This is a genomic window from Mesorhizobium sp. M7A.F.Ca.MR.245.00.0.0 (assembly GCF_003997415.1).
Lineage (GTDB): Bacteria > Pseudomonadota > Alphaproteobacteria > Rhizobiales > Rhizobiaceae > Mesorhizobium.
Genome location: NZ_RZTE01000014.1, coordinates 1 through 20,032 on the forward strand (window position 1 = coordinate 1; position 20,032 = coordinate 20,032).

The 20,032-nt window shown below is 58.5% G+C and carries 10 protein-coding genes and 3 pseudogenes; 6 read left to right on the plus strand and 7 right to left on the minus strand.

The genetic code is table 11. The features are described 5' to 3' along the window. A partial coding sequence (locus EOB80_RS16195) for an FAD-dependent oxidoreductase (protein ID WP_164762629.1) occupies nt 1-358 on the plus strand: 358 nt, incomplete at its 5' end. A 69-nt stretch (nt 359-427) separates the two neighbouring features. On the opposite strand, the pseudogene EOB80_RS35300 reads toward EOB80_RS16195, so the two are convergent. Further along, nucleotides 428-622: pseudogene (locus EOB80_RS35300) on the minus strand (DUF459 domain-containing protein); the annotation flags it as partial. A 432-nt stretch (nt 623-1,054) separates the two neighbouring features. Between EOB80_RS35300 and EOB80_RS16205 the strand changes: the two are divergent. Beyond that, nucleotides 1,055-1,792, plus strand: coding sequence for a hypothetical protein (locus tag EOB80_RS16205; RefSeq protein ID WP_127322442.1), 738 nt, complete (start codon nt 1,055-1,057; stop codon nt 1,790-1,792). On the opposite strand, the pseudogene EOB80_RS34795 reads toward EOB80_RS16205, so the two are convergent. Beyond that, nucleotides 1,789-2,007 (minus strand): annotated as a pseudogene (locus tag EOB80_RS34795) (helix-turn-helix domain-containing protein); the annotation flags it as partial. The gene EOB80_RS16205 and the pseudogene EOB80_RS34795 overlap by 4 nt on opposite strands. Before the next feature lie 398 nt (nt 2,008-2,405). Further along, nucleotides 2,406-2,771, minus strand: coding sequence for an extracellular solute-binding protein (locus EOB80_RS35305; protein ID WP_245454714.1), 366 nt, complete (start codon nt 2,769-2,771; stop codon nt 2,406-2,408). A 1,054-nt stretch (nt 2,772-3,825) separates the two neighbouring features. On the opposite strand from EOB80_RS35305, the pseudogene EOB80_RS16220 reads away from it, so the two are divergent. After that, a pseudogene (locus EOB80_RS16220) lies at nt 3,826-4,046 on the plus strand (insulinase family protein); the annotation flags it as partial. 57 nt (nt 4,047-4,103) lie between these two features. Continuing rightward, entirely contained in the window at nt 4,104-5,162 is a 1,059-nt protein-coding gene (locus tag EOB80_RS16225) for a class I SAM-dependent methyltransferase (protein WP_024504268.1), read from the plus strand. 606 nt (nt 5,163-5,768) lie between these two features. On the opposite strand, the gene EOB80_RS16230 is transcribed toward EOB80_RS16225, so the two are convergent. From EOB80_RS16230 to EOB80_RS16245, 3 genes are all read right to left on the minus strand, one after another. Beyond that, nucleotides 5,769-6,824, minus strand: coding sequence for a hypothetical protein (locus EOB80_RS16230; RefSeq protein WP_126057630.1), 1,056 nt, complete (start codon nt 6,822-6,824; stop codon nt 5,769-5,771). Further along, nucleotides 6,821-8,887: a hypothetical protein gene (locus tag EOB80_RS16235; RefSeq protein ID WP_126057629.1), complete on the minus strand. Its 2,067-nt coding sequence runs from the start codon at nt 8,885-8,887 to the stop codon at nt 6,821-6,823. The genes EOB80_RS16230 and EOB80_RS16235 overlap by 4 nt, the downstream gene beginning before the upstream one ends. Nucleotides 8,888-9,094: 207 nt before the next feature. Then, nucleotides 9,095-10,300 (minus strand): metallophosphoesterase, encoded by a 1,206-nt coding sequence (locus EOB80_RS16245; RefSeq protein WP_127319045.1) that lies wholly within the window; start codon nt 10,298-10,300, stop codon nt 9,095-9,097. Between the two features lie 59 nt (nt 10,301-10,359). On the opposite strand from EOB80_RS16245, the gene EOB80_RS16250 reads away from it, so the two are divergent. Beyond that, nucleotides 10,360-10,689 (plus strand): hypothetical protein, encoded by a 330-nt coding sequence (locus tag EOB80_RS16250; protein WP_186815491.1) that lies wholly within the window; start codon nt 10,360-10,362, stop codon nt 10,687-10,689. Nucleotides 10,690-10,710: 21 nt separating this feature from the next. Here EOB80_RS16250 and EOB80_RS16255 read toward each other — a convergent pair whose 3' ends face one another. Next, nucleotides 10,711-13,395, minus strand: a complete 2,685-nt coding sequence (locus EOB80_RS16255) for an AAA family ATPase (RefSeq protein ID WP_126063811.1) — start codon at nt 13,393-13,395, stop codon at nt 10,711-10,713. 671 nt (nt 13,396-14,066) lie between these two features. On the opposite strand from EOB80_RS16255, the gene EOB80_RS16260 reads away from it, so the two are divergent. Continuing rightward, on the plus strand, nt 14,067-20,030 hold the full coding sequence (locus EOB80_RS16260; protein ID WP_127328593.1) for a DUF3320 domain-containing protein: 5,964 nt from the start codon (nt 14,067-14,069) through the stop codon (nt 20,028-20,030). Nucleotides 20,031-20,032: the final 2 nt, after the last annotated feature.

The following is a 20,032-nucleotide window of genomic DNA, read 5'->3' on the forward strand; positions in this document are numbered from 1 at the left end:
AGACGGCCAGCTGACCGGGGTCAAATGCTGCGAGGTCGACGAAAAGCGCAAGCCGATCGCCGGCAGCGAATTCGTCATTCGTGCCGATCTCGCGTTCATCGCCATCGGCTTTGCCGGGCCAGCCGCTCGCGGGCCGGTGTCGGAACTGGCCGGCCAGATGAAGATCGCCATTGACAGCCGCCGCTCGAAGAATGTCGAGGCCAATGACCGGGACTACAGGACCAGCGTCGAAAAGCTCTATGCGGCGGGCGACGTGCGGCGCGGCCAGTCGCTGGTCGTCTGGGCGATCCGCGAGGGCCGCCAGGCGGCGCGCGCCATCGATGAGGCGCTGATGGGATCGAGCGTGCTGCCGCGCTGAGTCCGTCTCGAGACCCTACTTGTGCGGCCACCTGAAGGCGCTTTCCGCCCTTCCGCTGCCCCGGGCAGCTTACGGACTGATCGCCGTGGTCGTTTCGGTTGTGGCCCCGGCCGCAGGCTGCCGCCTTGGCGGCCAAGAAAAATCGTCGGCGCGGCCGGGCGAAGCAGCGGGCGCCTTGCCCTCGACGACGAATTTTTCACCGGACCCGTCCGGCTTGGCCGGCGCTGCGGCACCGAGAAGTTCCGAACCGCCGTCGAATGCCGGTGATTGCGAGTCGGCGTCGGTAGCCGGGTCGGCGGCCTCAGTCTTTTCCTTCGAGGGTGGACTACGCTACTGGCCCAGTACCGGCAAAGCATCGAAGGAACTTTACAATCATAAAGGTACGTCACTGGTCTCGCGGCTCACCTATGACGATCTAGACGCGCATTCGAGTGAAGTCTTCTTCAACGCGATCCACAATCCGACTGGCATTTTCGTAAAGGCCTCCTCGGTGCGGGCGGCATCAGGGAGGGTTTTCTCATGACGAGGACTTCTTACGGAAATGGGGGGCTACTCAAACACATTCAGTGATCAGCGCGGGGGCGGCGTCAGCTATTTCACCGCCGATCTTGGATATAATTTCTTGAATTCACCGCGCTACCGCATCGGTGCTTTTGTTGGCAACAATTTCTGGCACGAGAGCTACGACGCTTTCGGTTGCACGCAGCAGGCGACCAACTGGGGAACCTGTGTGCCAACCGTCCCACCTACTTCAACCTCATCAGCCAGGACAACGATTGGCATTCGCTGCGACTCGGCTTGGCCGGGCAGACGCAACTCACCGAGCGACTCAGCCTTTCTGGTGACGTGGCGTTCCTCTTCACGCGGCTCGACGGCAAAGATCAGCACCACATGCGCCCCAAGATCAAGCTAATTCCCGAAGACGGCGATGGGCATGGCGTCCAGCTCGAGGCGATGTTGCGGCCGTGGCGAATAACGGCACCGCTCATTTCGAAGAGGCAATGGGCGGTCGTGGTTCCCCGCAGGCCGACGATTGGAAGGCAAAGCGCTACGGCGTTTTCGTGCAGGCTAGCATCAAGTTCAACTGAGAGAGCAAGAACCGAGGAGAGCGGCGATGCCACTCCAGCTCATTACGATCGTTGGATCAACAGAAGGAAGTTTTCCGAAGAGTTCTGCAGGCGTGCGCAAAGTCGCCAGACAAAGTTCTCTCGGTCCATAGTGTACGTGCCGTCACGCCCGTTCTCGACATGGTTGAATGATACGTCCCGCGCGATCGATCAAAGTCGTTTTTCATTGGTTTTCCGGAAATCGCGGGTAGCACAGCGTGCTGTGACCCTCGCCTGCTGGTTTTCTGTCAACGCGCAGATGAGGGAGAATGAGCGTACAGCAAAAATCATCAGTGCTGTCGCTTTCGCCAAAGCCCGCCGCAGCTAAACGGGGTCCCACGCCCGGTAGCGCCCCCTGCCGGTCACCTCACGGATGCCGAGTTCGGCACCAGCCCGAGCGCAGCGCGCTGGCTAATTTTCAGCTCGGCCGCGACCAGGCCTGCCGACACCAGCGGCCGCGCCAGCACCAGCTCGATCAGCGCCGGCAGGCTCGAGTTTTTTGCGCCGGTTCCTGAGCCGGCGCTCCATCTGGCTTTTGGCCAGCGCCTGGATGATTGCAAGGCTGAAACAGTCGATGGAACGCCCCTCCAGCGAAGCCGAACCGGACGAGGCGCGCGCGCCAGGGCCTTCGCCTGCCATCGGCACGCTGGGTTTAAGTGCTTGGGGTGACACGGCGTGATCTCCGCCGTTGGCGGGAACAGGGCAGTGCAATAGTACTGCCCTGTTCCTTTTGATCAGAGGCCAGTGCGGATTTCTTCGGCAAGCGCCCTCAACGTCGTCTCGACGTCATCGCCGTTTGCCATCTTCTGCATCGCCACGGCCCATGCGTTCATGGCTTCGCCGAAGCCGACACGCGGTGTGAAAGCCAGCGCGGCTTGATCCTGTATCTTTTTGAAGCTGTCAACGAAGTTGTTGAACTCGGGCTGCGAAGCGTACTTAGTCTAGGTATCGTCCTGCCAGGTCGACGTGCGCGGCGGATTGACGAGCTGGCCAGCAAGGGCACCCTTGAGCGCCACCTGCTTGGAGGTGGCCCACGGGATGAACAGCCAGGCCGTGCCCTTCTTTTCGGAAGCCGCGTTCATGGCGAGAGCCCAGATCCAGATGTCAGAATCCAAGCTCGTGGCGCTCGGTGCGTGCAGCGGCGGAGCGAAGGCGATCTTGCCGGATGCCGGCTTCCCCGCAACATCGTTCCAGAAGCCGAACATTTTTGAGTCGATCGTCATCGCGGTGCGGCCGGACGAGATGCCGTCCACGACCTGGTTCCAGTTATCATTGGCGAAGGAAGGAGCCGCGCACTTCTTGATCATGTCCGAATGTAGTCGTATCCAGCATCGGTAAGCTTCGGATCACTCAGGTATTTGTCCAGCAGGCGCCACTCGGAGCGAGGTCCTACGCGGGCTGAATGCCAGTGCCGAACACATCCCATGCTGGCGACTTCGTCGTCAGTTGGATCGTCATCTTGTTCCAGTAAGAATCGTCTGGGTAGAGTTCCGGCGTGACCTTGATGCCGGGTCAGCTTCTCGAACTCCGGAAAGTTGCGCAGCGAGAGCATCCGCATAGGGGTGGATGTCGTAGGCCCAAGTTATGCTGGTCCCTTCGAATTGACGCCAGTTCACGGTGTCGGCAGCGGCCGAATTAGTGAGCGATGCCGAAACGGCAAGAAACGCCAAGTCAAAAGCAAGCTGTTTGCGTAGCGACGCGCACCTGTAACGAGTACGGGGAATGAGCGACCCATGTAATCCTCCCTGGGGCATTTTGCCAATTTTTGGGTCCACTCCTCCATCCCGAGTTTGCTCATAGCCACAATAAGCGGTTTCCAACGACCTCGCTCTGAATGCACCAGGCCAACTGGGTAAAAACGGGTAACCGGCACTTAAAGGCGATGTAGTATCGCCACCAGAAATACTGCTCCGTGGTGCTGGCCTTTGCCTGGGGGCGCAACACGGCAACTACCCGCTCAAAACGGTTGGTCCTCTACCTCTTATTCACCGTCGCTTTCCTCGCGGCCTAACCCGGCCGGAATATCCGTTGCCAGAAAAAGGCCTCGCGGCCGGTTCGAGGCGCATCCCTCCTCCGAAGCAGCACGCTCAAGTATCGTCACAAGCCCCGAGCGCTTCGCGTTCGGCGATGTCCAAATTCCGACAATGTCGGATACAGTCAGATCTACTGGATTGCGTTTGAATGGTTTTCTCATTTGGCACAGTACATGCGGGTCATCCGCAAAACACGTGACCGACCAACAAGAGTTCGCATGATCACCTTACCACAACATACAGCCGCCGCGGAACAATCACTTGGCCCCTGATCGCCCGCCCCGGCACCACAACCGGAGTCATCGATGTTCTGACAGGCTGCCCAAGGATACCTGCTGCAACAGGGCTTGCCCTGGTGACGACCACTCCGGCTCCGCCGGTTACCGACGAGGGCAAAGTGACGGATTTCCTGCTTTTCAACGGCATGGAGGTGGCTGTCATTCCCGACCACCGCGCCGCTCGTCACCGATATGGTCTGGTGCAGGATCGGCAGCGCGGATGAGCCGCCGGGGATATCTGCATGTCTTCGAGCATCTGATGCTCAAGGCGCCTCATGACGAGCACGGCTCCGTCGCCTGGAGAGATTGAACCCAAAGGGAGATTCAGATGTCTGAAGCGAATCAGGAAAAGTTGGACGCATTCTTGGGGAAAATGGTCGGCGATCTCGGTGCGATCGCAACGGGCGCGGGAGTCCTGCTGGGGGACAGACTCGGCCTGTTCAAGGCATTGCGCGAAGGCGGCAAGATGACGGCCGCCGAACTTTCGACACGCACCGGCACCCAGGAACGCCTCGTAAGGGAATGGCTTTCCGGGCAGGCGGCGGCGGGTTACGTCGACTACGATGAAGCGAGCGACAAATTCTATCTCAACGCCGAGCAAGAGCTGGTGTTCGCTGATGAAGACAGCCCGGCCTTCATGGCAGGCGCATTCGAGTTCCTGTCCGCGCTGTGGCTCGATGAAGAAAAGGTGAGGCAGGCATTCCAGTCCGGCAAGGGCGTCGGGTGGCACGATCATAGCGCGTGTCTGTTTCGCGGTACGGAACGGTTCTTCCGTCCAGGCTACAATGCCAATCTGATCGACTCCTGGCTGCCGGCCTTGGAGGGCGTCGTCGAGAAGCTCGAACGCGGCGTGGACGTCGCGGATGTTGGATGCGGTCATGGTGCATCGACCGTGCTCATGGCACAGGCCTTCCCCAATTCGCGCTTCGTCGGCTTCGACTATCATGCCCCCTCGATTGAGCGCGCCCGCAAGGCGGCCGAGGTAGCCGGCGTCGGCGTTAACACGCGGTTCGACGTGGCGGCCGCCAAGAGCTATCCCGGAACGTATGACCTCGTCACATTCTTCGATTGCCTTCACGACATGGGCGACCCGACGGGCGCCGCCACCCATGTCCACGGATCGCTCAAGCCGGACGGCACGTGGATGATCGTCGAGCCGTTCGCGCATGATCATCTGGCGGCGAACCTCAATCCCGTCGGCCGCGTTTACTATGCCGCTTCCACTTTCGTGTGCACGCCCGCATCCGTGTCGCAGGAAGTCGGGCTCGCGCTTGGAGCCCAGGCCGGTGAGGCGAGGCTGCGCAAGGTTGTGACCGGCGGCGGCTTCAAGCGATTGCGTCGCGCCGCGGAGACACCGTTCAACATGGTGCTGGAGGCCCGCCCTTAGCGTGGCCGTCGCCAGAAATTGCAGCTCATCGCATTTGATTGAAGATCACCGCCAAAAATCCGGACGCATCGGGGACATTTTCAAGGCGCCTGGGTTCACGCAGAGGTCGCTGCCGAGTTGTGTGCCAAGAGTCCCATACGTTGCGGCTCAGAAAGGACCCGACGCACGGCTACGAACATGCCCATAGTGATGGCCGCTATAATCACATATGCCCACCATGGCGCGTTCACAAAGCTGGTAAGCCACGTCGCACCGAACGCGCTTACGACAAAAACGAGAGCCTCGATAAAATGACTGAGCCTGTACACATTCAGTCGTCTCATCCTCATACCACCCATCCAAAGACTGAGCTTGTTGCGCTACTGCGACAGAGCCTAACATATTGGAGAGCGCTCACTATTTCTATGCTAAACAGTCTCGCCTGAGTATATGTTTTGAGTCGCTAATTATGGAATTCTGCCAGTCTGCATTTCCCCTGATCTGATGTAGAGCAGCTTCTAAGTGGGAATTAGTCCCCCATCGACCGGATCGGGCGACACGAACATGCGCTGAAGGCTTGGCGGAACGGCTACTGGGACCATGATGCTACTCGAATGCAAGATCGTGTCAGAACGTCCCGGGAAGGCTGCAGGCAGGGGATGTCAGGTCAATCAGCCTATAGATATGATACCGCCCATTCGCTGAGACTTCACGATGGGCATAGGAGGTGGGAATTCGTGCCTTGAGATGGACGCGGCTGTCGGAGCAGGCGAGCACGGCAGCAGCGATGGCCTGAACCTTCGGGCCGCTGACAAAAACGTTCACCACCGCACGCGAGCCGAACCCGTCGAGATACGTCTCGAAAGCATCGAGGTGGGCCATCAGCCCGAAAGCCTGGATGTCGCGAACTTCGCCATCTTCGAGCCGGTGGGTTTCACGTACCTTGGCCACCTGTTGATCGAGCAAAGCATCGATATGCGCATTCTTCTCGCTTCTTGGGACGAGGAGCGAGATCCGTTCCGGACTGACGATATCGATCAATCCGTAGAATACGTCGGCATCTCCTCCGATCCCCACGAGCAGGACTTTCTCTTCGCCCATTCCTCCGCTGCCTTGAAGATGAGGGACGGTGACGTATCGGTCCAAGCCGCTGGAAAAATCCTCTTTGCCGATCGCGTTCCCGTAGATACCTTCGGCGTACCCGAATTCGAGAGACTGAATCGACATTTTCTTGAATGCCACCGCAATCAGCCATTGGATGTAGATTCGCGGCATCGTCGAGCACTCGACGAAAACCTTCCGCAGGCTTCCTTCGTATGAGCCACATGAAGCGGCCATCTGAGTGAGCAGGTGATCGAGGAGATTGATGTTCTTCTGATACTCGATGGAAGGCTCGAGGGTGATCGCAGTCACTTCGACGCCCCATCGGGTACCCATAGCGATGAGCTTTCGCCGGTTTTCTTCGACGGCTGGGACGTTCGCTTCCTTCAGAGCAAAGTCCAGAACCACGATTTTGCCGACCTTCAGGTCAAGATGGTTTTCGAACGCGGCGAAACGCGTTTCCCATCCAAGCGCGACGATCGCGATATCTGCCTCCATCGTTTCGCAGGTACCTGCATCTCTCGCCTTCTCAGTGACGGCCAGATGGCCGAAGACTCGATACTCGACAGTTGAAGCGGTCATTCGAGATCGCTCTCGAAAAGCGAGTGCTGGAATTCGGTCTTGAGTGCGGGCCGCGCGACGAGCTCCTTAAACACCGAGTCGGCCCAGTCTTCTGGGAGCCGATGCCTGGTAAAAAGCAGGTCGACCATCTGCGCCGCAGGGATTGTGTTGATTTCGTACGGGCCGCGATAGGAGAACCCGAAGTAAGGTGCAAATCGCCGATGCAATCTGATCAGCATCTCCTTCGATGCGGGGTCGGCGCGGTCCACCTCAAAGTTGCCGGCGGCGGAGACCTCCCGGATAAACCCATCCCTTTCCGCCCGACGCAGGACCTCGTCCAGTTTTCCGCTGGGTTGCTCCAGTCGGTTCACCAGCGAGCGCATTTCCTTTAGATCAACCCTGAAAATGCCTCTCTCTGTCGTTCCTAGAGCATTTTCTTCGGCAAACTCTGTCTGGAGGCGAGCGGTCAGGTAACCCAACGCCCGCACCATGCGCACGCTCTCTTCTTCGTACGGATGTGAAAGCGCCTGAAGTCCATCAAGCTTCCGTTGAGAGGCGGCGTTCACAGCCTGTCTCTGCTGTTCGAGATGAATCTGTAAATCCGAGTTGATGAATTCCACCAGTTTTCGTGGATCACTGGAACTCGGAACACTGCGGCGGAAGATCTCTCCCATTATATCAAGGAAATCGCGTATACAGACGTCGCTCAATGATGTGATGATCTGGTGCCCTACGTACGGGTAGTCATGCAGACGCAGCATCTGGCACGCTTTCAGAAAAGCCCATCCCTGTTTCCGGGCGATCGACCTCTTCAGATTTGAAGCATCCGCCTTGCTCATGGGCCGGCGCTTGATTTCCGGGTTCATGAGCGCGAGCGCCAGCCCTTCGGCATAAGGGCGCGCTTTTCGATCAAGAAGGAATTGCTGCTGATCCGCCGTCCTCAAATTCACGGAGAGGAATTCACGTGCTGCATCAGCGAGTGCCACAAGCTCTTCTCTGCCCTCGGAATGACCCGATATGATAACCCGCTCGATGATGTCATTGACGGAAAGCCGCCCCAGCCGGTTTTTGAGCGAAAACGCGCTGAGCGCATCGTTGCGCTTGAGATCACTCCGCAGATGGTCAGGAAGCGCATAGTAGAGCCGAAGCGACGACACGTTCTCGCACAGCGTGGCGAACTCCCTCGGATCGACTGAATCAAGATTCTCGACGTCCCGGTCAGCATTCGAGAGCGACTGGCCGGGTATGATCGTCCGGATCGTGTCGTAAAGGCCGCCGATGTAGGCGAGGACCCATTTCACATTGCCGCGCGTCTTCCTCACCAAGGTGTTCAGGAACTGCTGTTGGAGCGGTGTCAGTGCCTCACAGTCGTCAATCAGGATCTTGAAGAAGGGCGCCCTGTCACCGGCGAAAGATGGGCCATTTAAAAGTGGGGTGATCGCGGTCGCGACCTTGTTAATGATCGCGCCAGGGTCTGTCGCTCTGAAGCCGGTCGCTCCCTCATCGGCGGCAAAGAAGAACGCGTTGAAGCATTCGTCGACGTACCGGGTTATCCCACCCCGCAGCTCATCTATGCTGAAGAAGTCGAGACGGGCAGGTTGGGGTATGAAGTGCAGCACTTCGCGATGCAGTGCCAAGGCGACGTCCCTATCTTCAGAGGCCCGGTATTTCAAGTGGCTGTCGCGTCTGAGCTGGCTGATGCTCTCGAGCAGGCGTTCGACTATCTTCAGCTCCAGATAGTGAGAGAAGATTACGAATTGCCGCGGGATCACGGCGGCCGTGTCGAAGCGTATCCGCTCCGGAATGAGGTTCAGAACCGCGTTGTCGATTAGGGGCGAAAATGTCTCATTGAGCTGGAAGAAGACGCCATACCAGCCGAGCTTGCCGACTTGGTCCGCGAGACTTTTGTCTTCGAGGATATGAACTGTGGAAAGCGAGCGAAGAATACTGGTCTTGCCGCTGCCTCTCGTCCCTGCGACGAAGACCGGCTTGGCGGCGGCAGAAATCAAGGCCGACTTCTGACTGAACCACAGTATCGGGCGACTTTCGTACTCGATCCTGTTGGGGCCGAACGGATTCTCCATCTCTATTCGTCCCTTACCTTAATGCGCCAAGCCGAGTTTGCCTTCGTGAGGCCGTCTATCTCGACGAAGCGCGCCGCTTGGAGCATCAGAAGAGAGTCTTCCAAATCTAGCCCGAGCTCGGCGGAGGCGGCAATCTCAGTGATCTCGTCCCAGAAGAGTAACCCATTCCCGCGCCTGGTGGCATGGTCGCGCAGTCGGCGCATCAGGTCAAACGTGTCGTTGTTCAGAAAGGCCTTGCCGTTGGACATAGTCGAGATGAAGCAATGTTCGCCTTCCATGACCGTCCCGTCGGCGACATTGGTGCGGTAGGGTATAAGTCGGATGCCGACGAGCTCTCCCTGGTGCTGAGATGCAGATCAATTTGCCGTCCGGAAACCTTGGATCGTTGACGATCTCGACCGGATCGGCATGTATGTGTCCATGCAGGTAGACGATAGGCTTGTTGCCCTGCAGCAGCTGAGTTCTGACAAATCCGCTGTTGAGCATCTCCGCGTATGGCGTAATGCGCGGAGTCTTTTGTGGCAGCAGATTGTGATGGCCGATCATGATGCCGTAACGCATGTCGGGCTGCTGGAGCAATTCCTGTAGGCCTGCAAGCATCTCACGCGAGATGTATGGCGTGTCCATCTGACCGTAATACTCGTCGTCGGACGCCTCCTTGTCTGGATCGCTGGGAGGTGTCGCGGGCGAATGTCCCGAGGTGTCCGGCGAGCCGAGATCTACAGGTTCTGTAGAAGGACCGAGTGCCTCGAGACGATCACGAAGGAACGCGGGAAGGTTCTGAAGCTCCCAACTGCCTATCGCTGTGTTGACGAGGATGAAGTTTGCGCCTGCGGATCCTGTCGGAAGTCTGAAGTGCACGGGTTGGTCCACGGGAACGGTCTGCCAACCCAAGCGGGCGGCTAAACTCGCCATTTCGCTGAATTTCTCAGTCGGTCCAAGTTCGCGCGCGTCATCACGGTTCACATCGTGATTTCCCGGTACGAATATCAACGGAAGCGCCTTTGAACTGCGCCCCTGTGCGCGGCAGAGCAACGTGAAATGCTGGAATGCCGAAGCAATGAAAGTCTTGTCGCCACGGCTCGTGAAATCCCCCATGAAGGCGATCGAATCCAAGGGCTTCGAAGTCGTCAGCCGCCGAAGCTTCGTCAAGACGGCACGCAGCGAAGACGCGCGTAGCTTCTGCGTTATTTTCGGAGCGAACTTGCTATCCTTGGCATCGATGTTGCTAGAGGAAGGATGCCAATCCGGATAGTGAATATCGCCTACTTGAAGGATTCGCACCCGTCGCATAACTCGCCCCCCCGCCGAGAGCCATAGACTAATCCGTTCGCTTTTGCCAAGCGCGAAACGATCATCCGACCGCATCGCCTGGAAAGCGCGTTTATCTTTTTGTTGGTAATGGAGAGGCACGACGCAATTGTGCCCCCGGTTGCTTGTCTGCCCACCAAATGGGCACTCAATCTGGGCGCATGGCTTATGATTTCTCGAGTTTGTCCCATAACGAGTTTGAGGATTTGGCCCGCGACCTCGTAGGTCGCGAGATCGACAAGCGTTTCGAGGCCTTTCCCGAGGGACCGGACGACGCGATGGATGGTCGACATGCCCTTGCCGGCGGCGACATTGTGCAGGCGAAGCACTACCAGCGGTCAGGCTTCTCGGCGCTGAAATCCAAGATGAAGAGCGAGCGCACAGCCATTGATGGCTTGGCGCCCTCGCGATACTTCCTCGTCACGTCGGCTTCGCCCGCGGCAGGCGGACACCGGCATGCGCAGCAGGATGAAGCCAGTGAGGGCCAGTAATACACGACAATAGTCATTAGGCTAGAGTACAGTCGCCTTGGGAGGCTGTTCGAATTCAATCCGGCGCTTTTCGGCATCCTTTTTTCGTTTGGTGGTGTCGATACGATATTGGTCAATTCCATCAAGATCGCTCTTCATATCGTTTGGTGTTGGAACTGGAATGGCCTTGGCGGACGCCATGTCATGTCCAGAACGCTCCGAAACTCGCTTCATGGCCCAATAGATTCGCTTGTGGTCTTCGTCCTCGACCACCACACCCTTCAGGCTCTGTGTCTTGACATCGCTGTTAAATCGCTCGACGACTTTACCGAGCAGGATTTCTTCAACGAGCCTCTCCCAGGTTTCCCGAAGATCGCTGTAGAAATCCTTCGCTGACCTTCGCCAAGCATCGGTGGTGAAATCAGTGGCGCCGTCGAAGCTCTTCAGGCGCGTCTTGAGAGTCTCGATGCGCTTCGTGACAGACTGTGCGATCCACGGCTCGTCAGTTTCGCTAATCAAGCCAAAACCGGCAGATTCGGACTTGTTGATGTAGTTTCGAACAAGGGGAATCGGCGGATTGGCCTGCGCAGCTGCGTCAACCACCTCGTTGAAGAACAGAAGATTATGGGTGAAAATAATAATCTGACGTCCTGTGGCCGCTTCTTTTACGAGCCTTGCCGCGACCCGCCTGATCCGAACATGGTCGAGAGATGACACGGGGTCGTCGATGATCATGCCTTGACGCGATGTGTCTCCTCCGACCTCGGCTAAGAAACAGGCCAGGGCAAGCGCGCGCTGCTCTCCTTCGCTTAAGACCTTGCTGTTTGAGATCGCTTTTGCCGCGTTGAGCCCGACCTCGAAATAGCTCTGCCCATCTTGACTACGATCATTAACTGCGAACGGGATGTGCGTTAACGCCAGAGTCTCAATCTCGGCGACGACGCGCTTTTCGAGATCCTGCATGACGAGGCTTCGTCGAAGCGACGTCATCTGCCGTGACACCGAGCCTGTTTCGACAGCATCGCAGCATGAGAGAAGCTTGCGCCGCTCTTCGAGATTCGCCAAGCGCGCGAGAACGATGGTGAGATCGTCGCCCAGTTTTTTCCGATCCTTGAGTGTATCGCGACGAGCTCGATCGGTAGCGCGGTTCCCGTCGTCGGCCGCTGCCTTGTCGTCCGTCAGCGCTTCGGCCTCTAGCGCCTCCGCCTCCGTTCGGAGTTTCGATGCAACTGGCGCCGCAAGTTGCGGGAACGCAGCGTACTCGGACAGCGCAGCCGCAACGACAATTGCATCACGCCTTTTACCTGCCTCGACATAATATGCCGAGATCAGGGCCACCATCGCCTTGCGTGCGGCGGACAGATCGCCAAACTCTCCGAGAGCCGCCTCAACCGCCTCCCCGGTCGCAATGGTGAGTCCTTTGATTTGGCGCAGGGCCTCTTCATGGGCAATAGATGCGACTTGCGCCGCCTTATTTGCGGCGCCCGTTACGAAGTCATTGAAGGATTGGATCCGCCCCGCGGCGTCCGCCGTCATCGGCTCCTGGCAGAGCATGCAACGATCGCCTTCCTGATCTGGCAAGTGCTGATGATCGATGCCAGTGACGCTCGCTAAATAGGCTCGTGCATGGTCGAACATATACCGCCAGGGAGAAAGCCCAACGCCGCTCAACGGCATAGTCGCGAACGCTCCTGAGGCGGCAAGTTGTGCAGCCTGCGCTGTAGAATCGGCTGTTGCATATAGATTGCGATAAATCTCGAGGGCCGCCGCTGAGAGAGCCGCGTCGATCTGTTCAGATGCAGTCAGCAGTTTTTCCAAGGCCGCCTTGGCACGCCGACGCTTTGTCGCCATCGTTGAAGGGTCGCTTGCCAGAGCCTGTTCGAGGCCAGCGAGATCAGCCATGTCCTGCTCTGAGAGGGCAGCGAGGTTTTTGATTTCGGCTGCGGAAGGCATCACGTCCTTTGACTTGATTTCGAGACGAGCCAGCAGCTTTACGACCGCGCCGGCAGCTGTGTACCCACTCGGCAATGGTGTCTTTAGGTTCTTTTCGATCGCTTTGATTTCTTCCCGGAAGTCGGCTTCGAGCTCGGTGCGGTGACGTCCATGGCTTTCGAGAAGCGCGATGGCTGCGGGCAGAAAACCGATACGGTTTTGCTTATCGACGTAGAGGCGAGCGTTCGCGGAGTCGAAAACGGAGATCCGTGCAATTGACGCGGGGGGCAGCGTTCCGTCCTTCCAGGTTATGGGGGTCGGTTCCGTAGCACCCTCTTCGAGAAACCGGACAAGCACTTCGGCTGGCGGTTTGGTGCCGATCTCGAACACGTTGCCAAGAAGATCATCCGCCGTCAGACTACGGCAAAGCTTCTTCGCGATCCGGCAATAGCCGCTCTTTCCGCTTCCATTGTCGCCGTAGATAATGGTGATGCCATCGGTGGCGAAACGCAGTTGCTGCTCTTCGGCGAGGCGGTTCAAATGCTTGACGGGGCCGAGTGAGCAAAGCACCGCGCGCGGCTCGTTCGAACTGTTGGCCCTCAAATGCTCCGCCGAGAGCGGAGAGCATTCGGGCAGATCAGCGGTAAATCCACCGACGTGGCGGACCCGAGCTGTTACACCGGCCTTATCCTCCTGCTCGAGGTTGAAGCCCGGCCGCGCGGCGTGTCTTCTTAAGGCATCCCTAATCCAGTCGGGCTGCTTATCCGCCCATTCCAAAAGTCCAACCTCGGCCATTCCTGCCCCCCGAATCTTACCATCATTATACTTATTGATCTGTCCAGATTCGATGAATTCGCTTGTCTGGACAAATTTTCCTCGCGATCGCACATAGAGTGCTGGAGATGTACCAAATAAATGACCTCCCCCCGCGCCGCTAGGTCAGCAAACAAATGCTTCAGCGATCAAACGTCTCCACAACGACATCAGCAATCAAAGGCATTGGACCGCGCGCACGAATTTAGGTAGCCGGCAACGCGTACGAGGAGATAGAGCTGGAAGTGCGTGCCTTTCGATAGTCTATGGGCGGAATTCGACCGCCTCACCGATAGGCCGATCGAGGTTCGCCGTCACTGTCGGGCTGGGTCCGAGTCCGCGATAGGCGCCACGACAGCGCTCGCGATAGGCGCGCAACGCTTGGTCCATGGCGCCCGGACCGCCACACATTTGCGGATGACGTCCTGCCCGTCTTGGGTTTCAGCAGCGTGCGCCGGCGCTCCGATTTCCGCGACTTTTGGATCCCCTCCAATCGTGACGACCGATTATCGCCTGTCTCCATTTCGACCGTTATCTGGGCGGTAACACTTTTAGAAATCTATGCTGCTGGACATAAGCGGCGACCATACCGAGAATTTACTTTCAAATTCTGGCGGCAAAGTTCTATCGTAAATGAAAATAGGGGATGGGGTATGGAAACGAGTTCGGAGACTGGCGATGCTGCCGGTATATCAGCCGCGCCCGTAATAGAAGTCGTGGCGGACATCGCCGCCAGCTTTACATATGCGTCCTTCCAAAATGCTATTCCGGTGATCCGGTCTATCGCGCTCAACAACCCGACCCAGCAGGGTTTCGAAAAATGCACTCTCGAGCTGACATCGAACCCCCCTTTTTTGCGCGCCAAAAGCTGGACAATTGATCGGATCGTTGCTGGCGACCGGCTTCCCTTAAGCGATCGAAAAATCGATCTCGACGCCGGCTATCTGGCCGGTCTCAACGAGGCTGAGCGCGGGGAGATAACGTTGCGCCTAACCTCAGGAGGCGCAGTGCTGGCCGAGCAGCGCGTTGCGGTGCGCCTGCTTGCCCGCGACGAATGGGGTGGCGTCGTCGATATGGCGCAATTGCTCGCCGCATTCGTCATGCCGAACGACCCGGCGATCGCAGGACTGCTGCGTTCCGCAGCGGAGCTGCTCGCAGCGCATGGTCATCCTTCCAGCCTCGATGGCTATCAAAGCGGCAATCCGCAACGCGCATTCATGCTGGCGGCCGCAATTTATTCGGCCATTGCTGGCCTATCGCTGCATTATGCAGAGCCACCTGCGAGCTTCGAAAGCCGCGGCCAAAAAATTCGACGTCCCTCAATTATTACGGCAGAAAAGCTGGCAACCTGTCTCGATACCAGTCTGTTATTCGCGTCCGCCCTGGAGGCGACGGGCTTGCATCCCGTCGTTTTGATGTTTCAGGGACACGCGGCCGTCGGCGTCTGGATGACACAAAGGACGCTCGCCAACGCCATTGAACCCGATGCCATGGAGGTCCGCAAGGCGCTGGCATCGCGCGAACTCATCGTGTTTGAGACGACAGGCGTGACGCATCGGCCGGCGATGACGTTGGAGGCTGCCCAACACGCAATCGAACAGCGGCTCGACGAAACGCAGGTAGCCACCTTTGTCGCAGCCATCGATATACGCCGCTCGCGCAGCGGCGGCATCACACCGCTTGCTTCGCACGAACCGACGCGCCGCAGCGTGGATGCAGAGGTGGCAACCGAAATCGCGTTGCCGTTGCCAGCCGCACCGGCCGTGGTAGCCCTGCCGGTCGAGATCGTCGAGGTAAAGCCGACGACAGCGGCCGGACGGATCGACCGCTGGCAGAAAAAGCTCCTCGATTTGACACTGCGGAACCGCCTGCTCAATTTTCCGGACTCCAAGAAGACAATTCCGTTTCTTTGTACTGACGTCGGCTACCTCGAGGACCGTCTGATGGCAGGCGCTTCGATCCGGCTGATTTCGCTCCCCGAACAGAATCCACTGGGCGAGCGGGATGCTGTCCTCTATCGCGAGGTGCACGGACGTGACCTCCAGCGTGGCTTTGCCGCGGAAGCGCTTCTGCGCGACGAGCTCCCGTCGACGCTCGATGGGCGTCAATTGGAATCCCGGCTGATCGATCTTTACCGGCAAGTGCGCAACGATTTTGCCGAGGGCGGCGCGAATACGCTCTTCCTGGCGGTCGGCTTCCTGCGCTGGAAGAAGAAGGCCGAGGACGAGCGCAGCTATCGCGCGCCATTGCTGCTCGTACCGGTCAAAATCGAGCGCCGCAGCGCAACATCGCATTTTACCTTGCGCTTCCATGAAGATGAACCGCGATTCAACGCAACCTTGTTGCAGTTTCTCGAACGCGACTTCGAGCTCAAACTGCCACAGTTTTCCGGTGAGCTGCCCGAGGACGAAAGCGGCGTTGATGTGCCGAGGCTGCTCGGTCTTATGCGCCAGGCAGTGCGCGACGTCCCCGGCATGGAGGTGGTGGACGAGACGGCGCTGTCGACCTTTTCCTTCGCCAAGTTTCTCATGTGGAAGGATCTGGTCGAGCGTACCGATGCGCTGCGCGAAAACCGTGTCGTGCGCCATCTGATCGACACGCCGGAGATAGCTTTCGAGGGCAATGGCGCATCATTCCGCGACGAGCGCGAACTCGACCGGCACTATGCCCCGTCCGACATGGTTTTGCTGCTGCCGGCCGACTCCTCACAGACCGCCGCAAGTCTTGCCGCCGCTGAGGGTCGCGATTTTGTCATCATCGGTCCTCCCGGCACTGGCAAGAGCCAGACCATTGCCAACATGATTGCCAACTGTCTTTCAGTTGGCAAAACCGTGCTGTTTGTGGCCGAGAAGACGGCGGCGCTCGATGTGGTGTATCGCCGCCTGCGCGAACATGGCCTGGGCGCGCATTGTCTCGAACTCCATTCCAGCAAGGCGGACCGACGCAACTTTCTCACCCAGCTCAGGATCAGCTGGGAAAGCGGCGTGCGCGTGGACGCAGCGGAGTGGATTGCGATCAACGAGCGGCTTCGCGTCCGTCGCGACGAACTGAATGCCTATGTCGAAGCGCTGCATCGGCACCATGTCAATGGTCTGACGCCTTATCTGGCGCTCGGCATCGCTCTCAAGAACAAGCGGCAGCACGCTCCGAGATTGTCCTGGCCATCGCGCGATTCCCATGACGAGGCAAACCGGCTGGCGCTGGAGCATATTGCCGCCGAAACAGGTCTCGCATTTCAGTCGGTGGAGATGCGGTCGGTCTTGCGTCTTATAGATGTCACCGAGTGGACGTCAGGCTGGCAGGACAATTTGCTCGAAGGGGCAAAGACCCTCAAGAATGCGTCCGAGGTTCTAGCGACCGCACTCGACGCCTTCCTGGTGAGCATCGGCCTGCGCGCCAAAGGCGACGCGTCAAAAGCGGAGCTCGAAGCGCTGCGAAAACTAGCAGCGGCACTCCAGGACAGTGCCGGCTATGACGTCAGCATTGTCTTTGATCGAGATTTCGCCCAGTTGCGGGGAGCCCTCGCCACTCTCAATGAGGCAATCGGAGACTATCGCAAGTCTCGCAAGGACCTGTCGGCCCGCTATGACGAGGCTGCCGTTGCGCGCATACGGGTGGAGGACATAGAGCAGCAATGGCAGCAGGCCGCTTCTGCATTCTGGCCAAACAGTCAGTTGGGCAAACGCAAAGTCCAGAAGCTGCTTCAAGGCTATGTCACAGAGGGGGTAGCCGATCCTCAGCACGACTTGCTGCTGTTGCGCCTGATGCAGGACCGCCGGGCCACTGTCGAAGCCAACATCCTATCTGGGAAGCCGATCGGATTTGCCGCACTTGATACCGACACCCACCGTATCGATCAGATACTCTCGATGGCCGAAAGGCTTCGACAGACGCTACGCCTGCCCGGCCTCGGCACGGAGGATTTCAAAGCGCTCCTGCAAGCAACCGCCCCGAGCCTGCGAAGCGGTGCAGCAGATAGCACGATGCGCTATGGGGCAGCCCGCTTCCTTGCGGCTTCTGCAGCATTCGAGGCTGCCAAGACCCAATTTGCGATCCCTGCTGGAAAGACGCCTTCTTGGGCAGAACATGATAACCCGCTGACCGAATTGACGACTGCGATGGGAGACTTGCTCGACGCCCGTCATCTTCTCCGGGACTGGACTTCGTGGTGCGGCATTCGTCGCAGGGCTGTCAGTCACAATCTGGGAGCGTTGGTCGACGATATCGAGGCGGGTCTAGTGCGACCAGCTGAAGCTCAATCCGCGTTCCGCCTGGCCTATGTACGCTGGTGGCTGCCGGCCACGCTGGATGCCGATCCGGTGCTGCGGAATTTCCGTCGCTTCCAGCACGAGCACGCCATCGAAGATTTCCGGGAAATCGACGATCTTGTCCGCGCTCAAGCAAGCCTTCGCGTCATCAGTGCCATCGCTCATGGTTTGCCGGCTGTGCAAGGCGTCCCGCGCAATTCCGAGTTGGGCCTGTTGCGCCATCAGATGGAATTGCAGCGGCCCAGCCGGTCAATCCGCGAGATGATTGGCGCGATGCCGACGAGCTTTGCCAAGCTCGCGCCGTGCATGCTGATGTCCCCTCTTTCAATCGCTCAATATCTACCGCCCGACCAAGCCCTGTTCGACGTGGTGATTTTCGACGAAGCATCGCAGATCACCACCTGGGACGCCGTCGGTGCCATCGCGCGAGCCCATCAAACCATAATCGTAGGCGATCCCAAGCAGTTGCCGCCCACCAATTTCTTTGGCCGCAACGAGGAGGACGAGGAAGTCGTCGAACACGAAAAGGATCTTGAGAGCATTCTCGACGAAGCCAAAGCGGCCGGCATCCCGGTACGTGACCTGCGCTGGCATTATCGTAGCCGCAATGAGTCGCTGATCGCCTTTTCCAACCATCACTACTATCAGAACCGGCTCATCACATTCCCTTCGCCAACGGTGGAAGATCGGGCAGTTCAGCTGCGAAAAATCACGACCGGCATCTATGACCGTGGCAAAAGCCGCACCAATCGAATCGAAGCCCAAGCGGTAACCGACGAGGCGGTCAGCAGGATGCTGCGTTGGCTGGCCCTACCGGAAAAGGACCGACCCACGCTCGGAGTCATCACTTTCAACGCGCAACAGCAGTCGCTCATCCTCGACCTTTTCGACAAGGCACGCCAGACAGAGCCGGAGCTTGAATGGTTCTTTGCCGACGAGCGTATTGAGCCCGCCATCGTCAAGAATCTGGAAAATGTCCAAGGGGACGAGCGTGACATAATCCTGTTTTCGATCACCTTTTCGCAAGATAATGCCGGCAAGCGCAGCATGGATTTCGGCGCGCTGAATCGGGACGGCGGCGAACGCCGGCTGAATGTCGCGGTGACGCGTGCGCGGCAGGAACTGATCGTATTTTCAGGTTTTGCCGCCGACCAGATCGACCCCAACCGAACCAAAGCGATCGGCGTACAGCATCTCAAAGCCTTTCTCGATTTTGCCGAACGCGGCGCTGTGGCATTGCCAGCGCAGGAACGCGGATCGGTCGGAGCCCTGGAATCCCCTTTCGAGGAGGCCGTCGCTGCCGAGCTTGAGAAGCGCGGATGGACCATCGTTCCTCAAGTCGGCATTTCGGGCTTTCGAGTGGATATAGGGATCCGGCATCCCGATCTCGCCGGCGCCTATCTGGCTGGGGTCGAATGCGACGGCGCGACCTATCACAGTTCTGCCACGGCGCGAGATCGAGACAAGGTCCGCGAGCAGGTCCTGCGCGGCCTCGGGTGGAACATTGTCCGGGTATGGTCAACCGATTGGTGGTTTGATCTCGAAGGTTGCACCGAGAGGCTTCATGCCAGCCTGGCCGCGCTGCTCGAGGAAAGCCGTCGCAAACAGGCTGAACAACAGGAAAGTGAAGCCGCGATCCATTGGGACATGGGACATAAGGTCGACCCCATGGACCCATTGCCAGCCGAAGACCTAGCATCGGCCGGCGAACCGGAACATCCGTCGATAAAATCAGAGCCAGAACTTGTCGCCGCTCCCCTCGCGACGGGAGAGCGCCCATCGGCATCTGCAGGAATTTTGCCTGCGGCCGCGCATTCGACGCATGATACCGTACCGACGGGCGGCCGTTATCGCCTGACTGATCTAACCGGATTTTCCACCAGCCCGGATCAGTTTTATGACTTCGTCTACCGAGGCACGCTGCGGTCCATGGTCGACGCGGTGATCGAGCAGGAAGGACCTCTGCGAGAAGACGTCCTTGCGCAGCGCATCGCACGGGCGCATGGCTGGCTCAGAACGGGCAACAAGATTCGGGAGCGGATCGACCTGCATCTGCGCGAGTTCGATAGAACTGAAGAATCCAGCGGCAGCTTCCTATGGACGAGAGGGACGGTGGTCGACCTGCTTGATTATCGCATGCCGTTCGATGCCGATGCCCGCCGGTCCATTGCCGACATTCCAATCGCCGAGCTGGCCGCTGTCGTCGTTGCGAACGAGGACATTCTGGAACAGTCCGACCCCGCTCTCGACCTTGCACGTCTGCTCGGTGTCGAGCGACTTGCGGCGATTTCACGCTCCCGGCTGGATGAAGCCATCGATCGCGCCCAGCGCAACCTGGCATCGACATAGTC